The organism is Bacteroides sp. RTP31139st1_H2_RTP31139_211217 (assembly GCF_040227615.1).
In the GTDB taxonomy this organism is placed as follows: domain Bacteria; phylum Bacteroidota; class Bacteroidia; order Bacteroidales; family Bacteroidaceae; genus Bacteroides; species Bacteroides uniformis.
This window is the reverse complement of sequence record NZ_JBCNZM010000321.1, coordinates 1-1,723: the sequence shown is the minus strand read 5'-3', so window position 1 is coordinate 1,723 and position 1,723 is coordinate 1. Positions and strand designations below refer to the sequence as shown.

Below are 1,723 nucleotides of genomic sequence, written 5' to 3'. Positions count from 1 at the left end.
GGAGAACCCGCAGTATAAAGAAACACACTGTATCAAACAGTCACTTGACAAGGAGATATACGAAGCCTTATCTGAAGAACAGAGGCAAGCCCTCCCGATTATCGGCGGCATGAGACCGCTTGTGAAGAAAGCCGCCCCACAGATGAATGTCGGTTCAACCTTTGACGGGGCGCAAGCTGTGGAAAATACGGATGACCTGCCATTCTGATAAAATGAGAATAAACACAAACAAAGGGGAGCAATCCCCTTTCTGTTTTCCTCGCCTTTAAACAAGCCCCAAAAATCACGTTAAAACATGAAAGCTGATAAAAGTATCGCAAAAACAAAGAAAAGCCGACAGACAGCGGCAAAACCGCCCCTGCGTGACGTTTTCACGGTTATTTGCAAAACCGATTTGAAAGTAGATTGTGTAAAAGAGTTCAAATTTCACCCCGTCAGGAAGTGGCGGTTTGATTACGCCGTGCCTGAACACAAAATCGCCCTTGAAGTTGAGGGCGGTGTATGGACGGGAGGACGGCATACTTCCCCAAAAGGTTTTCTTGGAGACATTGAGAAGTATAATACGGCTACGCTCATGGGCTGGCGTGTGTTCAGAACAACGCCTGATGACTTGTACAAGAAAAAGACCCTTGATTTGATGAAATCAGCCATTTTGAATGATTTTACCCCTTAAAAAGCCCCTTTTTTGCCTAAAAGTGATTATATTATACTCGCTTTTTCATACTTTTGTGCGTACAATGTAATCACTAATCAAAAAAGAGTATGAAAACAGAAACTATTCATCTTTCACAAATTCAGGTTAACGGGGCGAATCCCCGTACAATCAAGAATGACAAGTTTGAGAAGTTGATTAGGTCTATTCTAATTCTCCCGAAGATGCTTGAACTTCGCCCGATAGTCGTTGACAACACGTTCACGGTTCTTGGCGGGAATATGCGTCTTCGGGCTTTGTCCGCTATCGCTGAAATGTCTCCCGCTGAAATAAATACCCGGCTTGGGGAATGTTCAGGATACGCACAGAAGACAGAAGCAGAACGAGACCTTTTACGCAGTCATTGGGAAAAGTGGCTTGACAGACCGACAGCCCATGTTATCAAGGCTTCTGAACTGACAGACGCAGAACAGCGGGAGTTCATCATCAAAGACAACGTGGGTTATGGAGAGTGGGACATGGACGCTCTCGCTAATGAATGGGACACGGAAGAACTTGTTGATTGGGGCTTAGACCTGTGGGAAGACAAGTCAGAGGGCGAAAGCAGGAACGGTTCTTCTTCCCTGCCGAACAGCGCACCCGAATCATCATTGTTTGACCGCTTTGTCGTACCCCCGTTCTCTATCCTTGACACCCGTAAAGGCTATTGGCAAGACCGCAAGAAGAAGTGGTACGACATCATCGGGGATATGGGAGAAAGCCGTAATGATACGCTTGTGACAAGCCTTGAAATCAAGTACAAAGACCTGTATCAAAGAACCCGTGAACACAGGAAAGAACTTGGTATTTCATTCAAAGAATACATCGAAAAGTACGTTCCAAAAGAAGACCTTGAACGGGAACAGTCGAAAATCGTTGCTCAGGGCGTTTCTATCCTTGACCCCGTTATGGCTGAAATCGTCTGCCGTTGGTTCGGGTTCAAGAACTGTCAGACGTTTGACTGCTTCGCTGGCGATAGCGTCTTTGGCTTTGTTTCAGCTTACCTTGGCAATAGCTTCACGGGCATTGAAC

General features: G+C 45.9%; 1 protein-coding gene and 2 pseudogenes. All 3 read left to right on the top strand.

All coding sequences use genetic code 11. The features are described 5' to 3' along the window. Positions 1-208 (top strand): annotated as a pseudogene (locus tag ABUA47_RS24560) (hypothetical protein); the annotation flags it as partial. A gap of 87 nt (positions 209-295) precedes the next feature. Next, positions 296-673: a hypothetical protein gene (locus tag ABUA47_RS24555; RefSeq protein WP_038607001.1), complete on the top strand. Its 378-nt coding sequence runs from the start codon at positions 296-298 to the stop codon at positions 671-673. An 89-nt stretch (positions 674-762) separates the two neighbouring features. Next, positions 763-1,723 (top strand): annotated as a pseudogene (locus tag ABUA47_RS24550) (site-specific DNA-methyltransferase); the annotation flags it as partial.